Source organism: Paenibacillus sp. FSL M7-0420 (assembly GCF_038002345.1).
In the GTDB taxonomy this organism is placed as follows: Bacteria; Bacillota; Bacilli; order Paenibacillales; family Paenibacillaceae; genus Paenibacillus_AQ.
Genome location: NZ_JBBOCJ010000001.1, coordinates 523,149 through 544,683, shown reverse-complemented (window position 1 = coordinate 544,683; position 21,535 = coordinate 523,149). Strand labels below are relative to the sequence as shown.

Below are 21,535 nucleotides of genomic sequence, written 5' to 3'. Positions count from 1 at the left end.
AGGGCACAGGGATGTACAAGCTGTTGATCGTAGATGATGAACAAATCGTGCGCGAAGGTCTTCAGGATATTATCGAGTACCTGAAGGTGCCTCATATCGGCCCGCTGCTGACCGCGCGCGATGGCGCGGATGCACTGGAGGTCATCGCGCGGGAAGAACCGCCGATCGTGCTGACGGATCTCAATATGCCCGGCATGGGCGGGCTGGAGATGATCCGTACGCTTAAGGGACGGCACCAGCGCCACAAGATCATCGTCATCAGCGGATACGATGATTTCCATCTGGTGAAGGAGAGCTTCAAGCTGGGCGTGCGCGACTATCTGCTGAAGCCCGTCCATTCGGGCGACCTTGCCGAGGTGCTGAACAAGACGGTGCGCGAGCTTCAGCAAGAGCAGCAGCAGGACCTTGAAGGCCATTCCGAGAACAAGCTGGCCCTGCTGGAGAAAGCCAGCCGCAGCATGAATCAGGTTCTGCACACTGCCCCGGATGACCATGACGCCATCCATGCCGTACTGGATGAGCTGGGCTGCCGCTTCCCTCATCCTGTCACTGCGGCGGTCATCGTCTCCGTGAGTCAACCGGCTCCGCACGAGCCTTCCGCCAGCGGCAACTGGGAACACCTTCTGCTGGCCGCCGATTGGGAGCAGCCCCAGCTTACGCTGCTCCCCTTCTATAATCGCCATAATGACCTGGTCCTCTGGCTCAACTATAATGATCAGCTCTATGATGCTGGCGGCATACGCAAGCTGCTCCAGCCATTCTTGGCGGATGGCTCCGCCGCGGTTGCCGTCGGTGCTGCGGTCCACTGCGCAGATGGTGCGGCTCAGGGAGCGGCAGGCGGCGCGGCTGAGTCCGATTGCCGCACAAGCGGCTTGGCGTATGCGTATCAGAGTGCGCTGGACACGCTTCAGTATAAGCTGATCACCCCCCGCCAGAGCCTTATTGTGTACGAGGACACACTGAACAAGGAAGACAATCGGATCAAGCCGGAGCATCTGAGAACGCTGGTGGAGCTGATCGATATGGGGCGACGGGAGCAGGTGCTCCCGCTGATCCAGCATTATTTTAACGAAGAAGCCCTGAAGAGCAGCAGCATAAGCAGCATTCGCCACAATTACGATATCATTCTGCACACGATCGGCTGGATTCCCGGCCAGAAGCGCGACTTCTCTACCTTCGAACGAAGCGAGGCCCTGCGGCTGTACCTCAAGTCCTGCATCCTGCACATGATCGAAGCCCGCGAAAGTCTGGTGCATAGCGGTGATGTAGTGGAGATTGCCAAGACCTATGTGCAGGAGCAGCTGCTGAACGGCATCAACATGGCTTTTATCGCCAATTATTGTAATATGAGCTATAACTATTTCAGTAAAATGTTCAAAGACAGCACCGGGGTCAACTTCCAGGATTATGTCACGATGAAGCGGATGGAATACGCCAGGCAGGCCCTCAGCGGACTCAATGTCAAAATCCACACAGTATCCGAGCAGCTCGGCTACAGCAACCCCAAGAACTTCTCCCGCGTCTTCAAAAGCTATTTCGGGGTCAGTCCGAAGGAATTCCAGAAGCAATCCCGGTGAATTCAACCTAAGCGGTGATTCTTCCGCCCCACTCTGCCTCATGACGGCAAGCTCCCCGTTTCGCTGACGCGAAATGAGGGGCTTTTTGTCTGATCAGGATGAATAATGATACCTTTTCATAACCTCCAATCCTGTTATCGCTTTCTTAATCCGCTTACAATTGGATGAGCACAAGAGAAAAGAGGTTGCCAGATGACAGATTCAGAGGTTACGCTTGCGGCGCGCAAATCCCCGGGCACAAGCACAAACTTCCGGAACAAGGATCAGCTGTCGCTTCAGACGATGATTCTTCCCGGTATTATATTCATTCTCGTATTTACGTTTATTCCGCTCTATGGGGTACTGATTGCCTTCAAGGAATATAACATCGTCACAGGGATCAGAGGCATCTTTACGGCAGAGTGGGTCGGCTTGGCTAACTTCAAGGAGTTCGTGAACGATATCAACTTCTGGAACATGCTGCGCAATACGCTTGGCATCAATCTATTGGGGCTGCTCATCAACTTCCCCCTGACCATCCTGTTCGCGCTAATGCTCAACGAGCTGACCTCCCAGCATTTCAAGAAGCTAACGCAGACGGTCACTTATCTGCCCCACTTCATCTCCTGGAGCATCTTCGGCGGATTGATTATCAACATTCTGTCGCCGAGCAGCGGGGTCGTTAACTATGTGCTGCTGCAGCTTGGGATCATTTCCGAGCCGATCCATTTCCTTGGGGAAAAGGACTACTTCTGGCTGCTTGCCGTGCTGACGAATCTCGTGAAGGAGCTGGGCTGGGGTGCCATTCTCTATCTCGCCGCCATTGCGGGCATTGATCAAGAAATGTATGAAGCGGCCTACATGGACGGGGCCACGCGCTTCCAGCGCATCTGGCACATTACACTGCCGTCTATTACCGGCACGATTGTCATTTTACTCGTATTCTCCATTAGTAATATCCTGAACAGCGGCTTCGACCAGTTCTTCGTGCTTCAGAATCCTCTGAATATTGATAACAGTGAGGTCATTGACACTTATGTCTACAAGGTGGGGCTAAGGGAGTTCCGTATGGAATACGCTACGGCTGTTGGCTTAATGAAGACGGTCATCGCGCTCATCCTGCTCTATCTCGCCAATCTCACGGCCAAAAAAATAACAAAAAGAGGAATCTTCTAGGGGGTACGCTTGTGGTTAAGGATCGCTCATGGAGTGAACAGCTGTTCAATGCCTGCAATGTTCTGATTATGCTCATTCTGATTGTATTTACGCTCTATCCGTTCTGGTATTCCGTAATCGGCTCCTTCAATGAAGGCGCTGACTACGCCAGAGGCGGCGTGTACCTGTTCACCCGGCAGTTCACATGGGACAACTACAGCGCTTTGTTCAGCGACAGCGCTCTGATCCGGGCCTTCGGGGTTACCGTCGCCCGGACGGTGATCGGTACGTTCACCCATATTGTGTTTACAGCTATGTTCGCTTACGCTTTCTCCCGCCGGAACCTGAAATACCGGAAATTCTACTCTATGCTGGGGCTCAGCAGCATGTACCTCAGCGGCGGAATGATTCCGTTCTTCATTCTGATCAACTCGCTGGGGCTGTACAATCACTTCCTGGTGTTCATTATTCCGGCCTTGTTCAGCTTCTGGAATGTGATTCTGTTCCGCTCCTATTTCGCCGAGCTGCCGGAAGCACTGATCGAATCCGCCAAAATCGACGGCGCGGGGGAATACACCATATTCTTCAAGTTTATTCTACCTTTGTCCAAGCCCGTGATCGCTGCGGTCTCACTCTTCACGGCCGTCGGCCACTGGAACGCTTATTATGACGCCATGATCTATACGTTCGGCGATCATCTGCAGACGGTCCAGCTCTATATCCTGAAATTGGTTCAAAGCACAGAAGCCGCTTTACTGCTGGCTAATATGTCGGGCAACGTCGGCACATCGCACAGTACCGTCACGACAACGACCCTGCAACTTTCCGCCATGGTCGCCGCATCGCTCCCGATTGTGCTGATCTATCCTTTTGTACAGAAGTATTTCATCAAGGGCATGCTCATTGGCTCTGTCAAAGGATAAATCCGCCTTAAGGTGGGATGAACATATAGCTTACGATGATAACTTGGGGGTAAAAAAATGAAGAAAACAGCAACGGCCTTATTATCCATCTGTCTCAGTCTGACACTCGTATTAACCGGCTGCTCCAAAGCGGGCAACGCCACTAACGAAGCCAGCCCGTCACCTACAGCGGCTGCCGGCAGCGAAGGCGCAAGCGCGAATGCAGCGACATCCTCAGAACCCGGCTGGAAATCTAACACGGCACCTGCCACCTTGTCCTGGTATGTAGGCGTACCGGGATACTCCAAGAAATGGGATGCACAGAACAACTATGTAGACAAGCTTATTACCGGGGAGACCGGCGTCAGCGTAGATTATGTACTCGCCGGGAATGATGTGAACTCCGAATTCAACGTGATGATGGCTACCGGCAATCTGCCCGACATTATCACGCTGGACCGCTGGAACAGCAACTCACTGATCCAGACGCTGATGAGCAGCGGCACGGTGGCTCCCCTTAACAAGCTGATGGAGGAGTATGATCCGTACCTGACGACCATTCTGCCGCCATCCATGGTGGACTGGTACACCCAGCCGGACGGCAATCTCTACTCCATTCCGAACTACTATGTATCTCCGGAGATGCTGGATCAGTATCCCGGGGTGAAGAAGTTCTACAATGAACGCTCCAATGGCCAGATTCTGGTCCGCCAGGACATCATGAACGATCTTGGCATTACTATGGAAGACCTGCAGCAGGAGGATTCCCTGATTGCAGCGCTGAAGAAGGTGAAGGCCGCCGGGGTGAAATATAACGGCATGGATGTCATTCCGGTCTATCTGGACGATAAGGATAAATATATCAACGACTCTCTGGGCGTGCTGAGCGGCTCCTTCGGCGCCGTTAGCGAGACCGAGGACGGCTCTTATTCAGATGTCCGCCGCACCAGCGAATTCAAGAACGTGCTGAAGTTCGTCAACCGGCTGTATTCGGAAGATCTGCTATCGCTGGAGAACTTCACAAGCGACCACAACCAGATTGCGGAGAAAATGACGCAGGGCTCGATCTTCATGAAGATCGGCAGCTATGCCGACTACAAAGATCCGGTCAACAATCTCTATCAAGCGGATAAGGAAGCGAAATATGTAACCGTTGACGCGATTCAGTCCAAGGAAGGCACGCTGCCGCAATACGGCAGATCGCTCAACAAAGGCTGGACCCTGACCTTCATTAACAAAAAATCCAAGCAGCAGGACCGTGCGATTCAGTTCCTGGAGTATCTGTACAGCGAGCATGGCCAGACCGTCAACAGCTTCGGTAAGGAAGGCGAGACCTTCACGGTAACGGCAGACGGCAAATATAAGCTGAACGCCGAGATTGAGGAAGCGATCAATAAGGACTGGAACGCCGCCTCCAAGAAATGGGGCTTCGACTCCATCTGGTGGATGGTTAATGAGGTATGGCTGAAGGATGTCAAAGAAGCCGAAAAGACCGAGCAGACCGAATATATGGACAAGCTCTTCTCCGGCACAGCCAAATATATGTTCAGCAATGACGTTATGGATTCCGGCAACCTGTTCGATGCCTATGAGCCCGGCTCCAAGGAAGCCAATGCTGAAGCGAAGATCAATGTCTACTGGGCACAAATCGTTCCCAAAATCATTTTCGCCAAAAGTGAAGCCGAATTCGAATCCGTCTACACCGAAGCCCTCGCCACCCTTGACAAGCTGGGCCTGAAGGATATCGAAGCCGCGAAGAATGTTCGCGTCCAGGAACTCAAAGAAGCCACCGGCACTAAGCTGGTATCGCCGAAGTATACTGGAACTTATCAATAAGGCAACAAATAAAGACGCTGCGGGGAGACATTCCCGGGCGTCTTTTACTTATATCTTAAGTGGTCTACTTATTGCTGCCGATGAGCGAGCTTAACCGCTCCAGCAGATCGCCGCCGCCCGTAACCGAGATGGAGCCGATCCGGTCGCAGATTTTCTCCAGGAATTCCAGCTCCTTGAGCCGGAACAGGGTCTGATTCTCGTCCATCAGCTTCGCCGTATTCAGCAGGCTGCGCGTCGAGGCTGTCTCTTCCCGGCGGGTCAGCAGGTTGGCCTGGGCTTTTTTCTCAGCGAGCAGCACGGTGTTCAGAATGTCCTTCATGTCTCCCGGCAGAATCACATCCTTCACCCCTGCCCCAAGGAAGCGCACCCCGAACTCTTCCTCCTTCTCCCGGATCCGGTCCAGGATGAAGGAGGCCACATCCTCTTTTCGCTTCAGCAGATCGTCCAATCTCAGCGTCCCGACATACTCCCGCAGCAGGAGCTGAAGCTGGATGTGAATCTGCTCATCGAAATCCTTCATCTCCAGCACGCGGTGCGGACTTACGATCCGGTACTGGCAGACGAAGTTCAGGCGCAGCGTCACCTTATCTTCGGTCATCATCTCCTGGCCAAGCAGATCCATCTGCTGCTGTCTCAGATCGACCTTCTTGGTCAGCACCGAGACCGGTCCCTTCCAGAAATAATACTTCCCCGGCGTAAGCTCCCGCTGTAGTGTATGATCATAGAACAGGAAGCCCTGCTCGTGGCTGGCGATTTCGCAGATCTGCACATACGGTGTCAGCCGCGCGATGATCGAGCGGTCAATGCCGGCAGGCAGCTCCGGCACACGGATGTCCGTGTGAACGAAGGTATGCTTCCTCAGCAGATTCCAATACGCATACATCCCCGGCTTCAGCAGCTGCATGAATTGACCATCCTCGTAGTGCAGCACATTCTCATGATCCTGTACTCGGACCACATCCAGCTCCCGCAGGAGCTCATCATCCTGTAAGAACAGCTGCAGGTCCTTCCCGCCGGCGTTAAAAGGCTTGGCAATATCCAATACCACCACCGTATGCTGCGACCATGAGAAATAACGGTAGGTTCCCGGCAGCAGCCGCTTCACATAGCTTCCCTTATGAAAGAGCAGACCGCGCTGGTCCGCTTGAATCGTGATTGGCTTCAACATCATATGTATTACCCCCTTCATGATTGACCAATGGATGACAGAATCCCGCTGCGGACCCGGACGGAATCACGCTTGAGACAGGCCGTCTGCCGGGAGATCCGGGAGGACTGCCTGAGGTCAGAAGCTAACCTATACTTCAGTAAGCCTTCGTTCCCTTCTGTCCTTGCCCCACTCTACCCTGCTTCCCTGCTGCCGGTATCCACGGATTGCAAAGCCCTGCCGCAGTAGCGCTAGACTAGCCGCCAGGGACTCTGTCCATTGGCTGCCTTACTCTGATTGTGCTTCAATAGTCGCTCGATGGAAATCGAGTACTGTAACCAACGTCGCTGTGAAGGCGATCGGGGAATCGAACCCCTTGGTTGCTCTTACCGAAGACGGACCGTACAGGATACCGTAACATACATGCCGGCACTGCGGGATCACCAGAGATCCCCGCCTCGTTACGCCCGTTCGGATAAGAACCGGATGTAGGATGAACGCGCTCCGCGTTATCTACAGGCTCTATCATCGCTTAGATCAGGCGGAACGAACATGGCGGAAGTATTACGATGGAAGAATAAATTTCCAGGGGGGGATTTTAAGAGGCACAGAAAAAAGCCCAAAAGCAGGTGTTGGCTGCTTTTGAGCTTGGTTAGGGGTTTGTATATTCAAAATTACTACAAAAAAATAGACCGCCCTGGTCAAAGGAGACGGTCTATTTCTTTACTGCTATTCCGAAAGCCACCGCCCTTAAAAGTGGATACTGCTCCGAGAGTCGTTTTAGCGCACGGCTCTCTTTCTTCATTATACTTTCTTCTGCCTATTGCACCGCTCTCTCAAAATTTCTCATTAGCCTGAGCCCACTCTTCCGGCGGGCTCCATTGGTTGAGTCTGCGCTGTTCGTATATTCAAAATTTTCCATCCGTGGTATAATCGCAAGAGCAATAGAAAGGCTTATATGGGCGGTCGGCTAATCTCCCGGAAGGGAGGTGACGCCAATGGAGGTTTATCAAGCATTGTCCCTGATGTTCATGTTTGGCATGTTCATTATCGCGCTGCTAAATTACCTCAAAAAGAAATAGACCGCCCTGTCCAAAGGATTCGGTCTATTTCTTGACTGGTTTACCTTTTGAAGCCACCGCCCTTAAAAGCGGCTATTGCTCCGAGAGTCGTGTTTGCCGCACGGCTCTCTTTGTATTCTACGTTTTTTCTGCCTTTACTATACCACAAATCAGTTCATAAAGTAAGAAAATGTATGAAGTTATCTATTGAAATACGCATCGTACTCCTTAAGAGCTTCCGGTGACTGCTTCGCTCTCCAGGCCGTCCCGAATCTCCATCAGCAGCTTCCCCAGCATATTGCCGCCCTGACCGTTCCCGCCGTCTCCCCAGTAAGCATCATTCGAGGTATGCTCAACAAGCATGCAATCCCCTGTAGATAGCAAGATGGACTTGATCACAGGATGCTGCTCGACTTTGGCGACCAAGGCTTCCCGCATCACCTGTACCTTACACTCCTCCCAATCCGGCCGCAGCGGCCGATTCCGCTCCCGACCCATCCTGGCCGCGATCATAGGCGTACTGGCAAGCCGGATCTCCTCTTCATGCTCTGTTCCCGCAAACTTCTGCGCCTGGAAATAATGCTCCGATGTCGCCCACTCTTTGCCTTTTAACAGAATCGGATACTTGGCAAAATTAGAAAAACAGCCATAAGGCTTATCCGTCTCATAGAAACGTATCACACGGGCCTCTGGCTTAGCCGATAACCATTCCTTCTTATGTTCATCGTGTATCTTGCGGATATGTTCCGGGGTGTCCATGGCAGGCCTAGCCTCCTTGTGTTTTTACTTGATCCGTGAATTGAAAATCACATAATCCGGCGCTGTGGGCACATTAATCGTGAATGACAAGGCCCCTGCCTTGGGAGTCGGCTGCGAAGGACCGGGAAGCTGCCGGACGACGGCCTGACCCTGGCTGTTCACAGCGACGAACTCCAAGCTGGAAGCGCCCTTGGGGATGACAGACCCGGAAGCGTTAAGCACGCTGAGACTTAGCCGGAAGCCCTTCCCGTCAGCAGATTGCGTCAACAGTGTAGGGTAAAAAGGATTCTGGTTCTCCCCAGGCACAACTCCAAACGGAGTCACGCTCTGCCACGGCTTGGCCTGCGGCAGCACTGTGTCACCCCGGCCCTGCACTATTAGTACATTGCGGTTAAGCAGGTTGGACATGTTCTCCCATTTCACCTTCTTCAGTCCGGTGAGGATGGGGTTCATGGGTGCAAACAGCACACCATCCCGCAACTGCGGGGATGCCCCCAGCGCTATTGTACTGCCGTCTTTAGTTACCGCTGTGGCCTGCCCGGCCCTTAGCTGTCCCACACTCTCACCTAGAAGGGATACCGTGGAGCTCTTTGTGGAGGCATCATAGGTCAGCTGTGCACCCAGCGCTCCTGCAAACGCACGGACAGGTACCATTAATTTACCCGCCTGGATATAGGGCGCCAGCTTACCTGGAAACAACACATATTGGTTATTAATGAGCAGCGGCCTGATCTGATTCCCCACTACCGGTTCTGCCTGCGCCGGAGCCCCCGCATGTACGGCTGACAACATATCAGCACACAGCAGCAGAACTAAAGCTTTCATAGCGAGCCGAAAGAATGGACGATGGCGATGTTTCATAACTCATCTCTCCTTTTTTTCAATTAATCGAAATGTCTACGCTTCGCCAGGTCTCTATCATATATTCCTTACCTCCACCACCCGACCCAAATCCACATACTCCTCATGATCCAGCTGCACCTTCACCCGGCCCTTGCGGCGCTTCTCCCGCCATTCCCGCATCGCTTCCTCCGTATCCAGGCGAAGCTCGGCAAGCTCCAAGGCCCGGTCGAGAATGTACTTGCTGGTATGGAGCACCGTATAAATCCCTTGCCCGCCTAGCGCGATAGGGTCGGCCAACCTCTTCCATTCTTCAATGGTGAACCGGACATACAACTCCTCTTCTGTACCCGGCCTGCAAAGAACCTCTGTAATCTCCTTACGCCGCAGCACCTGCCAATCGGCTATCTTGCCTACCCAGTGAATGCCTGTTTTGGCCGGATCAATGAACTTCTTGCGGGATTGGCACATCGCGATGTATTCGATCTGAGTCAGCAGCTTCTGGCTGGCAAGATTCTTAAGCGGCATATGATAAAAAGCGTTCCGCAACGCTACCCCCACCTGCTCCGGCCCCCGCACCGATCCGACCAGCACATTCTTGCCCGCCAGCTTATCGGCATAATAATCCTTCGTGCCTCGCGGGCGTGTGGAGCGTTCGTAGGCCTTTTCCGGGCTGTCACGGATGATCTCCTCCAGGAATTGCTCGACCAGACCGGTGGCATTCGGCAGGAACGGAAAAGCGCCGATGTTGAGCAGCTCAATGCTCCGGTAGAACGGGTGGCTCTTGAACCGCTCTTCGTCCGGGTAAGGGAATAACACATATGCCCCGAACATGCTGCGCTCATACTCCCCGGAGCTCTGCTCCTGATACACAATCGCATCCCGGTAGCGGTGCATCGTATTGATGTCGTCCTCCTCCGGCCCGGGCTGCTTGTACCTTTTCTCATAGGGCGTGCCTGGATAGGCAGGATTCAAGCGGTATTTGGCGTCAAAAACATACTTATACTCCTTCACCTGACCCGCATCCTTCTTCTTCAAGGTGAGCACATTATCCGGCCGCTGGCTCAGTGTCGGCGTCTGATCCGTGCCCGGAATCGCGTTATAATAGAGGACGAATTCCTCCCCGTTCACCGGGTTCTCATAGACCATCTTGGCGCTTTGCGAACGGTCCAGCGTGACGAATATCCCGCTCCGGTTCACCCGGATGATATTCTGCTTCACCAGCTTATACTTCTGCCCAAGCAGCTGATTCAGCTTCAGGAAGCACCAGTATTCATAGAGCTGCGCGACATCCTTCATGGATAGCCGGAGAAGATCGCTTTGGATCGACAGACCTTTAAGCAGCATGAGATAGAAGCGGTAGACCTCACGGTACCCGGGAGCCATCTGCAGCACCAGTGTAACAGACATCTGCTTCATCACACTCGCCTCACGCACAAAATCCATCTGCAGCACCCGGTCAATCTGCTTAAGCATCGAATCCAGCCTTGCCATCAGCAAGGGGTCTGAGGTTCGGCTATTCTCTCTCCAGCGGAGCTTAAGCTCCTTCAGCTTCCCGCGAACCCGTTCCAGCATCCAGCGGACGAAGCGGTTCTCATTCGTATCATAGGCGAGGTGCCTGCGCGTCTCCATTAAATGTGTGGCCGTGTAGCTGCGGTTACCGATCGTCAGGAACCCGTGCTTCGCATCCTCCCTTAACCGTTCAGGGTGCTTGGCGAGCTCGCGGAGGTTCTCTTTTCCAGCTTGCTTGACCCGGCCCGCATCCATCAGCCTTCGTTCTTGAAGTAGCGCATAGTTAGGGTTCTTGTTGATCCGCTCAACCGCATCCAGCAGCTGCCTTAAGATGTGCTGGAGGATCGTGAAGAATTCCGTCAGGCTCTGATGCGGGGTCTCCCGCAGCCCGGTGAGCTGATACGTCCGGCGCAGGAAGTCGAAGGCCAGATTATAGATCTGCGCATTCACCTCATGCAGAATGTTCTGGTAGTCCAGCTTGTAATCCATTTTCGACGGAAAAATCTCCATCTCCACCCGCAGCAGCATCTTCCCCGCTCCCCGAAGCTCCCATTCCGTCAGCCCGACCTCATTCCTGAAGTTCAGCACGCCCGCCAGAATCGAGTCCCCCAGCGGCTTCACCGCCTGCCGGAGCAGCACATTCTCATGATAGAACGTAAGACTCTCCACCTGCTTATGCTGAACCACCAGCTCGTAAGACTGCGTCTCATAAAAGCAAGGAAAAGCCGTCTCCCCCGGCACCCACTCCACCAGCCCATACGCTTCCGGCGAGAACACCTTAATCTGCACCTCACCCAGCCGCTCCGAGCAAGTGATGCTAAGCGTAGCCTCCACCCACTCCTGCTCTGAGGAACGATGAAGCTGCAACGTCTCCACCGTAGGATGATAGGGCTTCCCCTGGAGATACAGCGTGAACAGCTCCGTCTCCACCCGCAGCAATTCTACCGCCTGATCACGAGAGCCAGTATGAGGTGAATCCATCTTCCTCCAGCCTCCTAAGCATGTACGCCAATTTGCGGGCGCTCTGCGGATGCTTCAGCCCAGGCGGAGTCTTCCCGCCAGTCCATGCCAGATAGAGAGGCGACGCATCCTCCATGAGCGATTCCATATTGAACGATAAGCTCGTCCCATTGCCAATGGCCTCCTTCATCAGGCTCAGCAGAACCCGGCGCACCGAGGAGTGACTGCCTTGAATGCGCGGGAGAATCTTTTGCAGCAGCTGCCAGTCGAACGCCTCTTCCTCATCCATCAGGCCATACCGCTCGTTATAGATCATATAAAAGCAAACCGCATCCCGCACCCGGAACCCCACATGAGCATGAATATCCTCCAGCAGCGCGTTGATCTTCACCAGCCTCCCGGTCGTCCGCACCACAAGCTCCTGATAAGGCTCGTAGGCATCTGCCAGCTTCAGATAATCCGAACGGACGAACAGATGATTCAGCTCCGCCAGCTCAGCGGGAACGTCTGCAGCCTGAGCCGTCTCTTGCGGATACTGCTGCAGATTGATGTAATTGAACTCCAGGGTGCTGGCGCGGTCGAGGACTTTTTTGCTAAAAGGGTGCGTGGTCTCATCCATATTCACCGTCCCGATCAGGAACACATTCTCCGGGATGCCCAGGCCGCCGTAGGTCCGCTCATCCTCAGGGTTCCCCAGCGTAGCCGGAGAGATCAGCGCCTGGGTCTGGATCTCCCCCTCCCGCCACTCCTGCGTCTCCAGCACACTTAACAGATCACTGAAATAATGCTCCACCCGGGCCAAGTTCATCTCATCCAAGCAGATAAAATACGGCTGATGCCGGTTCTCCGGCTGCCGCGCCTCCACGAACACCTGCATCATCGGCCCCGGCTGGAACCTGCCCGACAGATCCTTATACCCCAGCAGATCCGCAGGATCACTCCAATCCGGCCGCACCGGAATCAGCCTGAACCGCCCATTATCCCTTGTCGCCCCCAGCGCCTCCGCGAACAGCTTCACCAGCCTCGTCTTCCCCGTCCCCGAGATCCCCGCCAGAATCACCAGCGGCTTCGCCTTCAGCGACAGATAGAAGTTCTCAATCAGATGCTCCGGGAAAAAGAAGCCCTGGCGGCGGATGTGGGATTGGATGTGGTGGAGGATAGAGGGGACTTCGGCGTCTTCAATCGACTCAGGTACGGATTCTATATACTCTGTCACTGACTCTACCTCCAGGGTGCTTGCCGTTTCGTTAAGTACGTGCTCTTCAACGTAGATGCGATAATCCTCCACTACGCTCTGTAGATCCTGTATCAAAGTCTCATCTGAAGGCACTTTACCACGTTCATACTTCATATAAGCAACCGTAGATGCCTGATAATCCTTCCCTCGGCCATGGCCCAGAAGCTGAATATTCTCGTCCTTATTCATATTGGTGAGAGGAATGAGCTTACGAATTTCTTGGGTTTTATTGCGTAGGTAGGTATACTTATCGTCGCTACCCTTCTCCTTCGGTGTAATTGTTACTCCTTGAGCAAATGATAGATACACAGCACTCATATCTTCCGCAAAAAGATAGACGACATACTCACCGCTCTGCGTGGTACTAGTAATTCGTTTATCTAATATGGAGAACCAAGGTACATCCGCCCACTTTCCCTGCCCAATAGAGCCTTGAATCTTATAGTATTCCTCATTCAGAAAAGGCAACGCTCTTAGCTCAGATGGAATCGTCCTGCGTAATAGGGTGCCTAAGGAATGATCCTTAAAAGGCTCTCTTTTGGCCTGAACATAATGCTCCATAATATTCTCCAGGTGTTTTTTCAGAGAGAATTGTTGCATTGCTGCATTGTACTTACTCAGCTCTTCTTGTGCCAGATTCTCAAGTTGGCTTAGGCCAGCCTCTCCGAGTTGATGCTTCACCTCTGGATTGAACCCAATTGAATTATCTTCAGTATCAACCGATATAATTTCTGAAAGAGCCTTAACTGGTGTCGTCAAAATAGCATTAAGTTGGCCCTTTGTTAGTTCCCTCCACCGGACGGGATAGCGAGATGGTGTCTCATCTACCCTATGCCCATTGTCTTGTTGCTGTATATAATAACCAAGAAATCGTTCCTTCACTTTATCAAAGGCCGCTCTCTCCTGATTTGTATTTTTCAACTCTTCAATTAAGGATAAGATAAGGACCATCTTATATGATTTTTGTTTTTTCCTGAAAATTTGACTAATGGATTCTGGTAATGTCATGTTGATCCCCCAATAGGCACAATTGTTTTCAAGCGAATTAGATTATTCCGTCACTTCAATCAGAAATGTTCGATCTGTAAACCCTCCACGTTCCTCAGCTTTCTTTGCACGAACCTTCTCTAGATCCTCTGGCAGGATCTTATGTAATTTAGCAAGAGCATGGACCACCTCAAGGATATCGGCCAGTTCTTCCACCGCTTCAGAATCACCAGCGGCTTGGTTATACTCTTCTACCTCTTCACGAAGCTTCTTTTTCAATTCAGAGACATAGGATTCGTACTCCAAAGTTATGCAATTAGAGTCCTTACCTGAGCTTTGGATAATCTCAGGGATTTTGTCACGAACAAGCTTGTTGTAGATCGGCATTCCAATCAGCTCCGTTTCTTGATTTTATCGATATGAGACTTACGTATCTCGGCATCGGTGATGTTGGCTTGAACCAGATGATCATATATGGTTTGGAACTGTGCCGAAGAAATAGCGGGCTCAGGGTTCACCGTTTTCAAGCTGATCAGCTTCCTAGAGATAAATTCACTTAATTCGACATCATAGACAACCAGTTCGTCCGATTGAATCTTTCGCAGCTCCGGGTCAATGCTGAACCTACATCTCATTGTGAATGAAATCATAGAGATGTATTTTACAGCAGCTATATCTTTCAGCAGACTCTCAAGGGCCTTGATATGCCCATAGTTCTGCTTCAGCGGATTATACATCTTATACCGGTTACTCACCGACCATTGTTGATCCGCCCGCCCACCTTTAATTTCTCCATTGTAGTTTTTCGTCTCAATAACAAATAGGCAATATGGGGAAATAACAACATGGTCAATCTGAGCATAGCCTGTTCGAGACTTAGGATTGGGAAGCAGAAGATCGCTTAAGAATTTGCAGTCCTTAGGTAGCTTGTCAAGCTGAATGTTAATTTTATGCTCGCCTAGCTCGCCAATCCGGGTGGGTGCAACCTTGGGCTTAGCCTTTGGAGCGTTTGCCTTATGTAAAGCCTCTGGCGGCTTAGGGTCTAACTTTTGGAAGAGTTTCTTTAGTGCTTCAAACATAACCCAACTCCATATCCTCTGGATTTACAATATATATGGTAATTCGACAATATGGGAAGGATTCCCTGCCATTAAAGAGCATAAGAAAAGGACTGTCGCGTGGACAGTCCAAACATGAATATGCTTATGTTGTCTATTGTGCCTACTCCGAGAGAACAGAAGGAGCATTAAAGGCATGTGCAAGTTGCATTCCATCCTTGAGCCCTTGTAGATATAGGCGTTCATAAATAACAGAGTGCTTTAAGGAAAGCTTGTCCTCCCAGTATTCAAATTCCGGCTTATGTGCAATATCCATAGAGGCAAATAACACTTGAAAAGCTTTACGCTCATCATCAAATGTTTGTCTAGGCTCTGATTCATGTTCAATCTGTGCACTTACCTCAACCAATCGGCCTTGAATCGTTTCTATAAACCATGCTGGAAAGGTCACCATATCTCCTCCAAAAAAGAAGTTTAAATTATATTTTTCTAATTATATCTGTTCCTTTTTGATTGATTTGCCCCGATAACTCCTTTCTTTAAAATTCATTTTTGAGAATAAATCCAAGTTCATAAATTGTTAATTGAATTGTATACGAGTTAGGTATTATTTTAATGCGAATATCGGATTAAAATTTTTTTACACTAAAATAAGCCATAATCTTAGACCAACCAGTATAGGAATTGGAATATGTCAAATAGACTTCGTGGGCTTACTAGGTGATGACTATCAGGCAGAACTCTGGGAGAGTAATAGAAGAACTTTTGATTGATTTTATTCACAATTCAGCCGAATAAACAATCGAAGGAAGTTGCAAAATTCAAGCCATATAATCTATTTTCAAACTGCAAATGTATGTACTTTGTTCTATTGAAAAATGCTTTCGATGAACTTAAATATTATTCTTTAAATAAAAGAAGACGCTCAGGGTTTCCCGGCGTCATAGGCTTATTCATATTCAGGAGTGTTAAATTTAGCTAAATTTAACACCTGGACAAACTAATTTCAGATCACATCTTCCACATCGACTTGTGTCTTTTGGATTTCTTTTGAAATCCCCACCCCTAATCCCAATAACTGCATCTCTAACATTTTCACGCACCATGTTCTGAAATTTTTCTGAAATGTCGATTTCTTTCTTCTCCATTCTATTGGGAGATAAAAAATGGGCTTTAGCATTGGCCGGATTCATCTTAAGAGCATTTTTAGTAGCAATCACATAAAGCCCCAACTGTCTTGCTGTATTCTCCAGTCTTTCATCGAAGTCATCAGCATCAATATTTCCAGTTTTAAATTCAATTACACTTACATCATTTTCATTTTCATCATGATTTATTTCTTCTAATAAATCGATAGTGCCGCTAACTAATGCCCCTTCAAGAACAAACTCAAATGGCTTCTCTGGATGATAAATCAGATTCTGTATATTACTAATACTCTCAATATAGTTTATCAATGTTCTTTTAGAAGCATTTTTCATTAACTCCAAAGGCTCACCAGTTGTGTACCTTAAATTAAAGCGCTTATCAATGAGGTTTTCTAGCCACTCTTTTGAAACTTCTCCACTCTGTGCGTGCTCATGTATAGCGGTTAAAAGATTATGAATTTGTTGGCCATATCCAAACTCTTGGCCAATAGTTGGTCCAAACCCCATAAGTCTTCTTAATCTATAATCTTGTGAACACTGCCAATAGTAATTTAAATCAGAATAATTTGTTGAGAACAATTCCGTTTTGACATTGATTGACGATGGGTCAGATCTATATCTAATGATAGGATCTACTCCACCTTCTAATACATAATTATGTTTAATCTCATTGTAATAGTCAGTAGGTTTTTTACCCTTTCTATTTACAGAAGTAATTGAAAGAAACTTTTTACTTCTTGTTATAGCAACATACCAAAGACGCCGCTCACCTTCATCTCCACTTTTGTAAGCATTAAGGTTACATTCATTTGGATTTAAGAATGATTCAATACCTCTGTTCCTTTGACTACTAGGAAATATCCTGCTTGAGATTTCAGGTAAAAAAACAACTGGCCATTCTAGGCCTTTTGCAGAGTGAATCGTCAGAATTTGTACAGCATTAATAACACTCGGGTCATCTAGACCACCTTCATCCACCCTTGACGCGGCCCAATTCTCTATAAAAACATTAAACCAATAAAGATCCTTTGGGGTTATCCATTGGTGAATAGATTCATATTGGGTTATTAGCTTACTTAATTGTCCCAAGTTATACATTACTTTGTCAGGCCACATATCAGGCCCTCGATTCGATCCTAAATTTTCCATTATTTCATGAAAAATTTCTTGTGGATAAATTCTTCTACTAACATTGTTAGGTCTCTCTTCTTTAGGCAATGAAGCCAGTTCTAAAGTTCTCCTTTTAGCTGCTATCCATTCAAGAAAGGCTGTCTCATCTGCATTAGGCATTTCCCCACTGCTCTTTAGAGCAATAATCGTGTCTCTAATAAACTTCCTAGTGGAGATATTGTCATAATACTCTCTTTCACCATTATTATTTATAATAGGGAATTCTTTATCACTTAATTGACAAAACGTTGCTTGGATCAATCTTACTTCGTCGCTATCAAAAAGCCCTCCAATACCACGAACAACACAAGGGATACCTTTCTTTCTTAATTCTTCCATAATGGGCCTTGCGCAGGACTTTACGCTTCTTAATAAAACAGCCATATCACCCCAATTTAATCCTCTACCCCCTTCTCCATCTATACTTACACCTCGTAAATACTCTGCCTGCTGTGCTATATATTGAGCTTCATCATATTCACTATTAAAGGATTTTTTAAAAACGTCTCCTTTTTCAGCAATCTTTTCACGAAAAGAATTATCACTGGAGACCCATTCATGCGCGATCATACTTTTACTTAGTCTTCTTCCTGTTGGCAACTTACGAATTGCTGCATCTGCAACTTCTACTATTGCATGAGTAGAACGAAAATTACTTGTCATATCAATGCGCTTCACATTTGGGTATCTTTGCTCAAAAGTTAAAATATTTTCAACAGAGGCGCCTCTCCATCCATAAATAGCTTGATCATCATCACCTACAACACAAAGACTAGTATGAATTCCAACTATCTTCCGAATTAACTCTTCTTGTCTCGGATCGATATCCTGGTATTCATCTACAACCAAGTGCTTGAATCTTGATTGAATAAGTTCAAGTTTTTCTAAATCATTATTTAACAACAAGAGCAATTCATCAATTATCATATTAAAGTCTAAATAAAGTCTAGGGCGTGTTGTTAATAGTTTTCTATAATTTGTTACACATTGTGCAACCATACTATCTTGTATGCTATCAGCCGAAATATTTTCAACATGTATAACCTTTAATGTATTCATAAATCGACTTATAGTATTAAAATATCTTTCACCGTTTTGTATTTGTAATTGATCTAACCCAATATCACGAAAGTTTGAGGAAATAAACGCCGCTTGCCTAATTTCATCAATCACTTCATAATTTCTAAAATTAGGTTCTAATTCTTTAAGGATTTGTAGGCAGAAACTATGAATTGTCCCAACATACATTGACCCAAGCTCAGGGTCATTAGGAACTAAATCTTCTAAATGTCTACGTATTCTCGCTTTTAATTCATTGGCTGCTTTTTCAGTAAAGGTAAAGGCAACTATCTCGTCCTTTCTAATACCTTCAGAGACAAGTTGGGCGATACGCTTAGAAATAACCTCTGTCTTCCCCGATCCAGCACAAGCTATTATTAATAAGTGACCACCCCGATACTCAATCGCATTCTGTTGACTAGAAGTATAATTCCATTGCATCACAATTAACCCCTCACGTGTTTTCTAATATGACAAGCAATGTTTTTCATCATTGCTACAGGAACTGCATTTCCCACTTGGGTGGCTATTTGCTCAAGCTTTCCATGAAACTTGTAGTTATCAGGAAACGTTTGAAGCCTAGCCGCTTCTCGGACAGTAATGCTTCTGTCTTCACTTGGATGTGCGAATCTTCCTCTAGTAATATTAGTACAACCTGTAGTAAGAGTTGGAGCAACTGTATCCCATGACATTCGCCCGTATACGTCTTTATGCCCATTATGATTTTTGTGGCAATTAAGTTGAAGATCATCTGGGAGAGAACTTCTGCTCCCCCCATTCTTTGGTATGAAGCTCAATCTTTTAAGGGCTATTTCTTTGTGTTTTCGAGCAATATGCAAACTATCATCTTGATCCTTCTCACCTGAATGAAGTATCTTTAGATCTCCTATTGCATCTCTTACTGTTATTCTATTCTCCAATCTTGTCACTGGAGTAGGCACGGTGATGGGTTCAGGAGTACGACTTGCTAAATATATAAATCTAGGTCTTCTTTGAGGAACTCCATAATCTGCTGCATCTATTACAAGTGGTTCAATTGTATTGTATCCGTATAAATGTAATTCCTCTTGTAATTCAATAAATACATCAGTTTCTGCCAACCCTGGAACATTTTCAAAAAAAATAACCTTAGGATTTAGTATACGTATAAACTTCAGCGCTTCTAAAATTAAACCCGTTCTTAAGTCATGTCCTTTATCTCTATTTTGAGAGCTAAATGGCTGACATGGAGCACAAACTGTCAGTAAGTCTAGCTCTTTTCCCTTAGGAATTACTCTAGCCAACTTATGAGGATCTACAACCCTAATATCATCATTATAAAACTTCACACTTTTATGGTTATTCTTATATGTCACACTACAAATAGGGTCAATGTCTACTGCCGCGACAACTCTAAACCTTGCTTGCCTTAATCCTTCAGTGACACCTCCGCAACCCGAGAATAAGTCTATTGCTATTGGCCAAGATTTATCCATATTCCCCACTCTCCAAACCCATACTAAAAATGACCATTTACAGCTTTCTTTACATTCCATATTTTACATCATAATTGATTATTAAAATAGTAATCAAATTGAAAAGTATGGGTTTTATTACGGAAATTATGGAGTAACAAATAAATTTCAATAACAAAGGAAAGCTTGCAAGGTCGGTCGGTTAATATCCAAGAAAAGCCGTGAAATTGCTAAGTGAACCCCTTCAGTTAATTCTAATATATAAAACGTGTTCACTAATGTTTACGTTTAGCATGTTTTTTATTATTGTCCTGCTGTATTACCTCAAAAAAAGAAATAGACCGTTCTTCCCAAAGGAAACGGTCTATCTTATGCTTGAGTGGCAATGCAACATGGGTTCAGGTTAGTTCACCACTCTCATTGCATTTTTCGCTATTTCTGCCCTTATCATAACAATGGTAAGAAAGAATTTCACGCCATTAGTTATTGAACTCTTCGATTTATTGCTTGCGAATTTACTGCATTATATTAATTCAATACATCAGCAGTGCCACCGAATCCACTTGTATTAATTTATATTACAGGAACTAAAAAGATGATTTCAATTCCCCCAATAAATCTCATCAAGTTTTTTTATGAATTCTAAGCCTTCATCTGGTTCTATCATTTTAATAAAATTGGCCATGCCATATAGGTATTCCTTAAAATATGATTTACTTTCAAGTCCAATTTTTTTCAAGTGACTATAAACACCAAATTTTTTGCAATAATAAATATGTTGCTCAAGTCGCTTTTTATATTTTCTTTTCACTTTGACATCTTCATTTACAATTAATCCAGTTACCTCTTGCATGCTATTATCAGCCTGCAATCTTAACTTTTTATAATTAATATCAAAGCCCTCATTAATTATAATTGATTTTATTGTTTCTATGTATTCCCTAATATTTTCATCACCTGATATAGTGATGTCATCTGCATAACGCGAGTAATCTGCATTCATATTTTTGGAAAGTGCTAACAATCTTTTATCCATTCTTCGGCAAATAATATTTGCGATATATGGGCTGGTTGGGGCTCCTTGGGGTAGCGAACCATTAAAAGTAGTTAATGCAGTTAGGGTATAGGATAGTTCTTTGGTATATCCACGATGGTAAAACATATAGAATACACGATCAAATTTTATAGTAGGGAAAAAATTTTTAATATCTAAATTAAAAACTATTTTTTTTTTAGTATGCATTAAAGCATTGTCTTTAATATTCCTTCCCTTTACAAATCCAAATGCATTAGAATGAATAGGAAAAGAAGATAAAACATTGTCAAGTACCCATCTTTGTAATGTTTTCATATTATAGCTAGGCGTTGAAATAGTTCTTAAAGATCCATTCGATTTAGCTATTTGATATTCCTTATAAAATTTATTCGAATTAATAATATAATGACCTAGTATATTACTTTCAATCCCCATTAGTAGGGATAGATGTTTATTATCAAAAATCACAGGTAAGCCCTGTTCATTTAAAACTTTTGCATAGTTTATTAATATTTTTTTATATATCTTACCATATCTTTTTTGCGTCAACATTGATTCCAACATGTTCAAGTCCATTATACCCTCGCTAACTAGTCAGCAGCTTCTACCTTGATCTTTGCGCGAACCTTTTATTGGAAATTTAGTAAATTATTAATGC

At 47.0% G+C, this 21,535-nt stretch carries 17 protein-coding genes; 6 read left to right on the top strand and 11 right to left on the bottom strand.

Annotated elements, in window-relative coordinates; genetic code table 11:
• The first annotated feature begins 11 nt into the window (after positions 1-11).
• The 4 genes from MKX51_RS02380 to MKX51_RS02365 all read left to right on the top strand — a co-directional run bounded on the left by MKX51_RS02380 (position 12) and on the right by MKX51_RS02365 (position 5,449).
• Positions 12-1,577, top strand: coding sequence for a response regulator (locus MKX51_RS02380; protein WP_340991068.1), 1,566 nt, complete (start codon positions 12-14; stop codon positions 1,575-1,577).
• Positions 1,578-1,769: 192 nt separating this feature from the next.
• Positions 1,770-2,732, top strand: coding sequence for an ABC transporter permease (locus MKX51_RS02375; protein WP_340991067.1), 963 nt, complete (start codon positions 1,770-1,772; stop codon positions 2,730-2,732).
• 11 nt (positions 2,733-2,743) lie between these two features.
• Complete coding sequence (locus MKX51_RS02370) at positions 2,744-3,634, top strand: carbohydrate ABC transporter permease (RefSeq protein WP_340944191.1); 891 nt, start codon at positions 2,744-2,746, stop codon at positions 3,632-3,634.
• 57 nt (positions 3,635-3,691) lie between these two features.
• Positions 3,692-5,449 (top strand): hypothetical protein, encoded by a 1,758-nt coding sequence (locus MKX51_RS02365; protein WP_340991066.1) that lies wholly within the window; start codon positions 3,692-3,694, stop codon positions 5,447-5,449.
• A 64-nt stretch (positions 5,450-5,513) separates the two neighbouring features.
• Here MKX51_RS02365 and MKX51_RS02360 read toward each other — a convergent pair whose 3' ends face one another.
• Entirely contained in the window at positions 5,514-6,617 is a 1,104-nt protein-coding gene (locus tag MKX51_RS02360; protein ID WP_340995474.1) for a slipin family protein, read from the bottom strand.
• Positions 6,618-6,647: 30 nt separating this feature from the next.
• On the opposite strand from MKX51_RS02360, the gene MKX51_RS02355 reads away from it, so the two are divergent.
• The gene (locus MKX51_RS02355) at positions 6,648-6,845 is read left to right on the top strand and encodes a hypothetical protein (RefSeq protein WP_340991064.1); all 198 of its coding nucleotides are present in this window, start codon (positions 6,648-6,650) and stop codon (positions 6,843-6,845) included.
• 749 nt (positions 6,846-7,594) lie between these two features.
• Positions 7,595-7,678 carry a putative holin-like toxin gene (locus tag MKX51_RS02350; RefSeq protein WP_219214875.1) on the top strand — a complete coding sequence of 28 codons (84 nt, stop codon included), beginning with the start codon at positions 7,595-7,597 and terminating at the stop codon, positions 7,676-7,678.
• Between the two features lie 207 nt (positions 7,679-7,885).
• On the opposite strand, the gene MKX51_RS02345 is transcribed toward MKX51_RS02350, so the two are convergent.
• The 10 genes from MKX51_RS02345 to MKX51_RS02300 all read right to left on the bottom strand — a co-directional run bounded on the left by MKX51_RS02345 (position 7,886) and on the right by MKX51_RS02300 (position 21,441).
• Positions 7,886-8,416, bottom strand: a complete 531-nt coding sequence (locus tag MKX51_RS02345) for an NADAR family protein (protein WP_340991063.1) — start codon at positions 8,414-8,416, stop codon at positions 7,886-7,888.
• A gap of 24 nt (positions 8,417-8,440) precedes the next feature.
• Positions 8,441-9,277 (bottom strand): copper amine oxidase N-terminal domain-containing protein, encoded by an 837-nt coding sequence (locus tag MKX51_RS02340; RefSeq protein WP_340991062.1) that lies wholly within the window; start codon positions 9,275-9,277, stop codon positions 8,441-8,443.
• A gap of 57 nt (positions 9,278-9,334) precedes the next feature.
• Positions 9,335-11,749 (bottom strand): DUF2357 domain-containing protein, encoded by a 2,415-nt coding sequence (locus tag MKX51_RS02335; RefSeq protein WP_340991061.1) that lies wholly within the window; start codon positions 11,747-11,749, stop codon positions 9,335-9,337.
• Complete coding sequence (locus MKX51_RS02330) at positions 11,721-13,526, bottom strand: McrB family protein (protein ID WP_340991060.1); 1,806 nt, start codon at positions 13,524-13,526, stop codon at positions 11,721-11,723. The genes MKX51_RS02335 and MKX51_RS02330 overlap by 29 nt, the downstream gene beginning before the upstream one ends.
• A gap of 489 nt (positions 13,527-14,015) precedes the next feature.
• Positions 14,016-14,339 carry a nucleoside triphosphate pyrophosphohydrolase gene (locus MKX51_RS02325; RefSeq protein WP_340991059.1) on the bottom strand — a complete coding sequence of 108 codons (324 nt, stop codon included), beginning with the start codon at positions 14,337-14,339 and terminating at the stop codon, positions 14,016-14,018.
• A 5-nt stretch (positions 14,340-14,344) separates the two neighbouring features.
• Entirely contained in the window at positions 14,345-15,031 is a 687-nt protein-coding gene (locus MKX51_RS02320; protein WP_340991058.1) for a nuclease-related domain-containing protein, read from the bottom strand.
• A 142-nt stretch (positions 15,032-15,173) separates the two neighbouring features.
• A complete protein-coding gene (locus MKX51_RS02315) occupies positions 15,174-15,461 on the bottom strand; it encodes a hypothetical protein (protein WP_340991057.1) in 288 nt (95 codons plus the stop codon).
• A gap of 523 nt (positions 15,462-15,984) precedes the next feature.
• On the bottom strand, positions 15,985-18,828 hold the full coding sequence (locus tag MKX51_RS02310; protein ID WP_340991056.1) for an ATP-dependent helicase: 2,844 nt from the start codon (positions 18,826-18,828) through the stop codon (positions 15,985-15,987).
• Positions 18,829-18,833: 5 nt separating this feature from the next.
• Entirely contained in the window at positions 18,834-19,862 is a 1,029-nt protein-coding gene (locus MKX51_RS02305; protein ID WP_340991055.1) for a DNA cytosine methyltransferase, read from the bottom strand.
• Between the two features lie 580 nt (positions 19,863-20,442).
• A complete protein-coding gene (locus MKX51_RS02300; protein WP_340995472.1) occupies positions 20,443-21,441 on the bottom strand; it encodes a retron St85 family RNA-directed DNA polymerase in 999 nt (332 codons plus the stop codon).
• Positions 21,442-21,535 lie beyond the last annotated feature (94 nt).

What these genes read in the sequence shown, in the direction of transcription:
- MKX51_RS02380 (WP_340991068.1), top strand. Translation starts at nt 12, where the DNA reads ATGTACAAGCTGTTGATCGTAGATGATGAACAAATCGTGCGCGAAGGT.
- MKX51_RS02375 (WP_340991067.1), top strand. Translation starts at nt 1,770, where the DNA reads ATGACAGATTCAGAGGTTACGCTTGCGGCGCGCAAATCCCCGGGCACA.
- MKX51_RS02365 (WP_340991066.1), top strand. Translation starts at nt 3,692, where the DNA reads ATGAAGAAAACAGCAACGGCCTTATTATCCATCTGTCTCAGTCTGACA.
- MKX51_RS02360 (WP_340995474.1), bottom strand. Translation starts at nt 6,617, where the DNA reads ATGTTGAAGCCAATCACGATTCAAGCGGACCAGCGCGGTCTGCTCTTT.
- MKX51_RS02355 (WP_340991064.1), top strand. Translation starts at nt 6,648, where the DNA reads ATGGATGACAGAATCCCGCTGCGGACCCGGACGGAATCACGCTTGAGA.
- MKX51_RS02350 (WP_219214875.1), top strand. Translation starts at nt 7,595, where the DNA reads ATGGAGGTTTATCAAGCATTGTCCCTGATGTTCATGTTTGGCATGTTC.
- MKX51_RS02345 (WP_340991063.1), bottom strand. Translation starts at nt 8,416, where the DNA reads ATGGACACCCCGGAACATATCCGCAAGATACACGATGAACATAAGAAG.
- MKX51_RS02340 (WP_340991062.1), bottom strand. Translation starts at nt 9,277, where the DNA reads ATGAAACATCGCCATCGTCCATTCTTTCGGCTCGCTATGAAAGCTTTA.
- MKX51_RS02335 (WP_340991061.1), bottom strand. Translation starts at nt 11,749, where the DNA reads ATGGATTCACCTCATACTGGCTCTCGTGATCAGGCGGTAGAATTGCTG.
- MKX51_RS02330 (WP_340991060.1), bottom strand. Translation starts at nt 13,526, where the DNA reads ATGGAGCATTATGTTCAGGCCAAAAGAGAGCCTTTTAAGGATCATTCC.
- MKX51_RS02325 (WP_340991059.1), bottom strand. Translation starts at nt 14,339, where the DNA reads ATGCCGATCTACAACAAGCTTGTTCGTGACAAAATCCCTGAGATTATC.
- MKX51_RS02320 (WP_340991058.1), bottom strand. Translation starts at nt 15,031, where the DNA reads ATGTTTGAAGCACTAAAGAAACTCTTCCAAAAGTTAGACCCTAAGCCG.
- MKX51_RS02310 (WP_340991056.1), bottom strand. Translation starts at nt 18,828, where the DNA reads ATGCAATGGAATTATACTTCTAGTCAACAGAATGCGATTGAGTATCGG.
- MKX51_RS02305 (WP_340991055.1), bottom strand. Translation starts at nt 19,862, where the DNA reads ATGGATAAATCTTGGCCAATAGCAATAGACTTATTCTCGGGTTGCGGA.
- MKX51_RS02300 (WP_340995472.1), bottom strand. Translation starts at nt 21,441, where the DNA reads ATGTTGGAATCAATGTTGACGCAAAAAAGATATGGTAAGATATATAAA.